The sequence below is a fragment of the Parashewanella hymeniacidonis genome (genome assembly GCF_016900895.1).
In the GTDB taxonomy this organism is placed as follows: Bacteria; Pseudomonadota; Gammaproteobacteria; order Enterobacterales; family Shewanellaceae; genus Parashewanella; species Parashewanella hymeniacidonis.
Genome location: NZ_JAFEUN010000004.1, coordinates 77,329 through 83,943 on the forward strand (window position 1 = coordinate 77,329; position 6,615 = coordinate 83,943).

5 protein-coding genes are annotated in these 6,615 nt (G+C 40.9%); 4 read left to right on the forward strand and 1 reads right to left on the reverse strand.

Translation table 11 applies throughout. The features are described from left to right. Positions 1-84: 84 nt before the first annotated feature. Positions 85-939, reverse strand: coding sequence for a MurR/RpiR family transcriptional regulator (locus JQC92_RS01805; protein ID WP_204998041.1), 855 nt, complete (start codon positions 937-939; stop codon positions 85-87). 356 nt (positions 940-1,295) lie between these two features. Here JQC92_RS01805 and zwf point away from each other — a divergent pair, with 356 nt between their 5' ends. The 4 genes from zwf to JQC92_RS01825 are packed head-to-tail and all read left to right on the forward strand — an operon-like array spanning position 1,296 to position 5,971. Continuing rightward, complete coding sequence (zwf, locus tag JQC92_RS01810) at positions 1,296-2,768, forward strand: glucose-6-phosphate dehydrogenase (protein WP_204998042.1); 1,473 nt, start codon at positions 1,296-1,298, stop codon at positions 2,766-2,768. A 10-nt stretch (positions 2,769-2,778) separates the two neighbouring features. Continuing rightward, positions 2,779-3,480 carry a 6-phosphogluconolactonase gene (pgl, locus tag JQC92_RS01815; protein WP_204998043.1) on the forward strand — a complete coding sequence of 234 codons (702 nt, stop codon included), beginning with the start codon at positions 2,779-2,781 and terminating at the stop codon, positions 3,478-3,480. 9 nt (positions 3,481-3,489) lie between these two features. Next, a complete protein-coding gene (gene edd, locus JQC92_RS01820; RefSeq protein WP_204998044.1) occupies positions 3,490-5,316 on the forward strand; it encodes a phosphogluconate dehydratase in 1,827 nt (608 codons plus the stop codon). A 13-nt stretch (positions 5,317-5,329) separates the two neighbouring features. Then, positions 5,330-5,971, forward strand: coding sequence for a bifunctional 4-hydroxy-2-oxoglutarate aldolase/2-dehydro-3-deoxy-phosphogluconate aldolase (locus JQC92_RS01825; RefSeq protein WP_338049479.1), 642 nt, complete (start codon positions 5,330-5,332; stop codon positions 5,969-5,971). Positions 5,972-6,615 lie beyond the last annotated feature (644 nt).

Sequence of the window (6,615 nt, forward strand, 5' to 3'; positions counted from 1 at the left end):
AATTTTTGTGATGAACAGCTAATTTTTGAGAGGAAGTTGGCGAGATGCCTAAAATGATCTCGCCGATGACAAATAGATAACCAGTTACAAAATGGTATCTTTTGTAGTTCTTGATTCTTTTAAAACTTCTTTTACACGTTGTAAATTCTCACGGAAACGAGGACCACGTCGCAACATAAAACCAGTGGCAAGCACATCGATAATAACTAATTGAGCTAAGCGAGAAGCCATTGGCAAGAAAACATCAGTATCCTCAGGTACTTCCATCGTTACAGCTAAAGTACATTCTTCAGAAAGTGGAGAATTTCGAGCTGTGATACCAATAACTGCAGCGCCATTTTCACGGGCTAGTTTAGCTATTTCAATTAGAGACTTTGTTCGGCCTGTGTGGGAGATCAAAACCACAACATCGCCTTCATTACAGTTAATACAACTCATGCGTTGCATTAACACATCATCAAAACACATAACCGGTACATTAAAACGGAAGAACTTGTTTTGTGCATCGTGTGCTACGGACGACGAAGCTCCTAAGCCAAAAAAAGATATTGTTTTAGCTTGAGTCAGCATATCAACAGCTTTATTTACGGCACCAATATCAAGGCTTTGACGAGCAGTATCTAAGGAAGCCATTGAAGATTCAAAGATTTTTGTTGTGTAAGAATCTGGTGAGTCATCTTCTTCAACATGACGGCTCACATAAGGTGTACCATTTGCAAGACTTTGGGCAAGATGTAATTTAAAATCTGGGAAGCCCTTGGTATCCAACCTACGGCAGAAGCGATTGACGGTTGGTTCGCTAACGTCAGCCATCTTGGCAAGGGTGGCAATACTTGAATGAATTGCAGTCTGTGGAGAGGCAAGAATGACTTCAGCTACTTTTCGCTCAGATTTACTGAAGTGTGCGAGGCTTTTTTGAACCTTTTCTAGAGTGTTCATAGGCGTGTGTCCGCTCTAATTAATGATTGTAATTTTATTTTTGGTTTTGTACCCGATTGATCACATGTCGTATTGATTCAAATCAGGATGCAGGGTGTCACTTTTTACGTCAATTTTGAAAAGTTTACTCAATCTACAGTAAGTTAACTACAAAAAGAATAGCAGATTTGTACTGTAACTGGCTACAACATAAAAATGACTAATTTGCATTTTACAGGTGCATTTAACAAATTCTGTTGTTATATTACAACAAAATCTTATGATCTTAATCGGATAATCAACGAAAGGTCACAGATAAGACATATTAATTAGTTATATTAATAAGTCTGAACCCTACAATAGGAGCGTCATTCGCAATGGGCAAAAAAGCATCAGAAGCTAAAGCATGTGATTTTGTTTTATTCGGTACTAAGGGTGATTTGGCAAGACGAAAACTACTGCCATCTTTATATCAGCTAGATAAAGCCGAATTGCTTTCCTCTGAAACTCGCATTATTGGTGTTGCTAAAGATAATTTTACTCAGCAACAATTCCACGAGCTGGTAACCACAGCGTTAAATACCTTTGTTAAAGAAGAATTGTGTGATGAAACGTTAAAACGTTTTGTTGAACGTTGCCATTACATCGGCACCAATTTCACAGACGTTAAAGGCTATGCTCAATTCCATGACATTCTAGAACCAGAAAAACGAGTCATGGTGAATTATTTTGCAACGCCGACAGCTATCTTTGGTGACATTTGTCGTTGTCTTAAAGAGCAGAACTTAATAACCCCCACAATGCGAGTCGTGCTAGAAAAGCCAATTGGTCATGATTTAGAATCCTCGCAAGTCATCAATAACCAAGTTTCTGCTTACTTCGATGAATCTCAGGTTTATCGTATTGACCATTACCTAGGTAAAGAAACTGTTCAGAACCTTATTGCGCTCCGTTTCGCTAACTCATTATTCGCTTCCAAATGGGATAACCGTACGATTGATCATGTGCAAATCACCGTTGCGGAAGAAGTTGGAATTGAAGGGCGCTGGGGCTATTTTGATAAAGCGGGTCAAATGCGAGATATGATCCAGAATCACTTGCTACAAGTTTTGACTTTAGTTGCAATGGATCCTCCCGTTAACCTTGATGCTGATAGTATTCGTGATGAAAAAGTAAAAGTACTTAAATCACTGCGTCGAATTAACGAGAATAACGTTTTTGAAAATACCGTTCGAGGCCAGTACAGCAATGGTTTCTTAAATGGTAAGGCTGTTCCTGGTTACCTTGAAGAAGAGGGGGCTAATACAGCTTCTAATACTGAAACCTTTGTAGCACTGCGAGTTGATATTGATAACTGGCGTTGGGCAGGTGTACCTTTCTATCTAAGAAGTGGTAAACGCATGCCATTTAAGAGCTCAGAGATCGTTGTATATTTCAAAAACCCACCACATAACTTGTATCGCTCAAGCTACCGTAACTTACCACCGAATAAACTGACGATTCGTCTGCAACCACATGAAGGTGTTGAGATTCAGATGATGAATAAGGTGCCAGGGCTTGAGCAAAAGCAACGTTTGCAAACAACAAAATTAGATTTAAGTTTTTCAGATACTTTTAAAAACGATCGTATCGCTGATGCTTATGAACGTCTGCTACTTGAAGCCATGTTAGGAAATCAGGCTTTATTCGTACGCCGTGATGAGGTGGAACAAGCATGGAGCTGGGTAGACGGAATTATTGATGCTTGGGAAGACAGTGGTGAAAAACCAAAGCCATATCCAGCAGGTTCGTGGGGCCCGGTAGCATCGGTAGCCTTGATCAGCAAAGACGGTCGTTCATGGGACGAGTAGAGCGTATACAATGAAAGAAGCAGTGTTTAAATCATTTGATGATGCTGGCCAGCTAGCAGAAAAGTTGGCAGATAAAGTTGCAACATTATTACAAGAAGCTATTGATTCACGTGGTAAGGCAAGTTTGGTTGTTTCTGGCGGTTCAACGCCAGTGCAATTATTCAAACTGTTAAATAGAAAAAACATCGATTGGTCTGACGTTTATATCACCCTTGCTGATGAACGTTGGGTTGATGTGGATTCGGATGCATCAAATGAAGCTTTAGTAAAAGCGCATTTATTACAAAATAAAGCCGCATCCGCTAAATTCACAGGATTGAAAAACATGTTTTCAACAGCTGCGGAAGGTGTGCAAATGGCCAACGATAGGCTTCAGCATTTCCCTGATCGGTTCGATGTAGTTATTTTAGGTATGGGCAATGATGGCCATACTTGTTCGTGGTTCCCATGTGCAGAAAAAGCCGAATTAGAACACGCATTAACGACGTCTGACGACATCGCTGCTGTGACACCAACTTCCGCACCACATGAGCGTATTACGTTTACACAATCAAGAATTTTATCCAGCCGACAAATCTTTTTGCACTTGGTTGGTGAGTCAAAGCTGACGGTTTACCGCCAAGCATTAGAGAATAATGACATTTACACAATGCCGATACGTGCGGTTTTAAGTCAACACAAAACCCCTGTAGACGTGTATTGGAGTGCCTAAGGAGGCAAAATGCATTCAGTAGTTCAGTCTGTTACCGATAGGATTATCGAGCGAAGCAAAGCAACACGTGCTCAATACCTTGCGGCGTTGAAGGATGCAAAAACACAAGGTGTGCATCGCAGTTCATTAAGCTGTGGCAATCTTGCTCATGGTTTTGCTGCCTGTAATCCGGATGATAAAAGTGCCTTAAGGCACTTTAATAAAGCAAATATCGGTATTGTAACGGCGTTTAACGACATGTTATCCGCACATCAACCATACGAACATTACCCTGAAATGTTAAAAAAGGCATGTCAGGAAATTGGGAGTGTGGCGCAAGTTGCAGGTGGTGTACCTGCTATGTGTGATGGTGTGACTCAAGGTCAGCCAGGTATGGAACTCAGTTTGTTGAGCCGCGAGATCATCGCAATGGCTTCTGCTGTCGGCTTATCTCATAACATGTTCGATGGTGCTTTATTACTTGGGATTTGTGACAAAATTGTTCCTGGTTTATTGATTGGTGCATTGAGCTTTGGTCACTTGCCAATGTTATTTGTACCTGCAGGGCCAATGAAGTCAGGCATACCAAATAAAGAAAAAGCGCGAGTTAGACAAAAGTTTGCGCAAGGGCTTATTGGTCGAGAAGAGCTACTGGAAGCTGAGTCCGCCTCTTATCATAGTGCAGGTACTTGTACTTTTTATGGTACTGCAAACTCAAACCAATTGATGCTCGAAGTTATGGGGCTGCAATTACCTGGTTCTTCATTTGTGAATCCTGATGATCCTTTACGTGAAGCACTAAATAAAAAAGCGGCGCAACAGGTTTGTCGTTTAACTGAAAACAGTGGGCAATACACACCGATTGGTGAAGTGGTCAATGAGAAGTCAATTGTAAACGGTATTGTTGCCTTGCTGGCAACTGGTGGGTCAACGAACTTAACCATGCATATTGTAGCGGCGGCTCGTGCTGCGGGCATCATCGTTAACTGGGATGATTTCTCAGAGCTTTCTGACGTAGTGCCTTTGCTTGCTCGTGTGTACCCAAATGGTCACGCAGATATTAATCATTTTCATGCTGCAGGTGGTATGGCGTATTTAGTTCGTGAACTACTTGATAATGGCTTATTGCATGAAGATGTTGCAACCATTGCTGGTAATGGTTTACGCACTTACACCAAAGAACCAAGAATCATCGATGGTGAATTAACTTGGGTTGACGGACCTGCTGAAAGCCTAGACAAAGAAGTATTAACTTCAGTTGCTGATGCTTTCCAAGCCAATGGCGGCTTAAAATTGATGAAGGGCAACTTAGGTCGTGCCGTAATCAAAGTGTCAGCCGTTCCTGAGAAAAACCGAACTGTCGAAGCCCCTGCGGTTGTGATTGACGATCAAAATAAGCTTCAAAAAATATTCGATGAAGGCGGTTTGGATCGTGATTGCGTAGTCGTTGTTAAAGGGCAAGGACCTAAAGCTAACGGTATGCCTGAACTTCACAAGTTGACGCCTCTCTTAGGTTCTTTACAAGATAAAGGCTTTAAAGTTGCATTAGTCACTGATGGCCGTATGTCTGGCGCTTCAGGCAAAGTCCCTGCTGCAATCCACTTAACACCAGAAGCTATTGATGGTGGCCTAATTGGTAAAATTGAAGACGGTGATTTAGTTCGTGTTGATGCGATTACTGGTGAGCTAAGCCTGTTGGTTGATGAAACAATTTTGACCAATCGTGAAGCAGAAAAAATTGACCTACAACGTTCACGCTATGGAATGGGGCGTGAGCTATTTGGTGCCTTGAGAGCAAATTTAAGTAGCCCAGAAACAGGTGCTCGCTCTACACAGGCTATTGATGAACATTACTAAGGAATCGAGAATGATTAAACAAAATAATTGGTCAATTCAACCTGCAGAAGTATTTGCCTGCAGCCCAGTTGTTCCTGTTATGGTTATCAATAAAATTGAGCACGCTGTCCCTTTGGCCAAAGCGCTTGTAGCTGGAGGAATCAAAGTCCTTGAAGTAACGCTTCGTACAGAGTGTGCCTTAGCTGCAATTGCAAAAATTAAAGCTGAAGTACCTGATGCAATGGTTGGTGCCGGAACGGTATTAAATGAAGAGCAGTTAGCGCATGCGGTCAATGCGGGTTCTGAATTTATCATTACTCCTGGTGCAACAACTCATTTATTAGAAGTAGCGATGAAAGGCAATGTTCCATTAATTCCTGGTGTTGCTAGCATTTCTGAAGTGATGAAGGGAATGGATTTAGGGTACACGCACTTTAAATTTTTCCCAGCTGAAGCATCGGGTGGCGTAAAAGCACTTAAAGCATTTTCTGGTCCGCTTTCTAATATTCGCTTTTGTCCAACTGGCGGAATTACACCTGATTCGTATAAAGACTATTTAGCATTACCCAATGTTGAATGTATTGGTGGTAGCTGGATTGCCCCAACAGATGCAATGGAATCAGGTGATTGGGAACGTATCACCCAGCTATGTAAAGAAGCACTTGCCGATTTATAAAAGTTACTGATATTACCAAATAAGAAGCCACTGATACCACAGTGGCTTTATTGTTTTAATAGGCATCGAGAAGTTTAAAAATTTGCCTGCGCTGTTCTGGTGGGAAAGCGTAATAGCTAAATGATGTTTCACCATAGATTTTGTTCTTAATTTCGACTCTGTGCGGTAGGAAGCGAGTAATTCGATAACCTTGATAGTCGGCTTGGTTAATGTGTGTTTCATATTGATCGTCTTTGAATATTATTTTTTCATCAGTGATTTCTAATGAATGCGATCCAGCATTAAACTTAAAATAGATATAAGTAAATGTAAAAATTGTGATGAGAGCTGAAACGATGAGGCCTTGTATAAGGCCAATATCGAATGAAAATACCTTTTTTAAAAAGAATGCAAAAGCTAAGAAATAAATTATGTAAATAGTCGGTTCTGAAAAAATCCATTTCAAGAGTTTAAATGTACGGCATCTGATTTACGCAAAATTCAGAGCCGTACCCCAAAAGCAAGATTTCTTAGATTTTGCATCAATTTCACTACAAAACAGCCAAAACTCACCATCTTTTTCGAGCAAAAAGAAAATGGCTAACCACTTTCTCAAGTTCCAGGCACACGCAGCCATTAGAAGGTTTATTGAGTCGCCAATACTG

Coding starts and splice junctions, on each gene's coding strand:
- JQC92_RS01805 (WP_204998041.1), bottom strand. CDS start 939: ATGAACACTCTAGAAAAGGTTCAAAAAAGCCTCGCACACTTCAGTAAA.
- zwf (WP_204998042.1), top strand. CDS start 1,296: ATGGGCAAAAAAGCATCAGAAGCTAAAGCATGTGATTTTGTTTTATTC.
- pgl (WP_204998043.1), top strand. CDS start 2,779: ATGAAAGAAGCAGTGTTTAAATCATTTGATGATGCTGGCCAGCTAGCA.
- edd (WP_204998044.1), top strand. CDS start 3,490: ATGCATTCAGTAGTTCAGTCTGTTACCGATAGGATTATCGAGCGAAGC.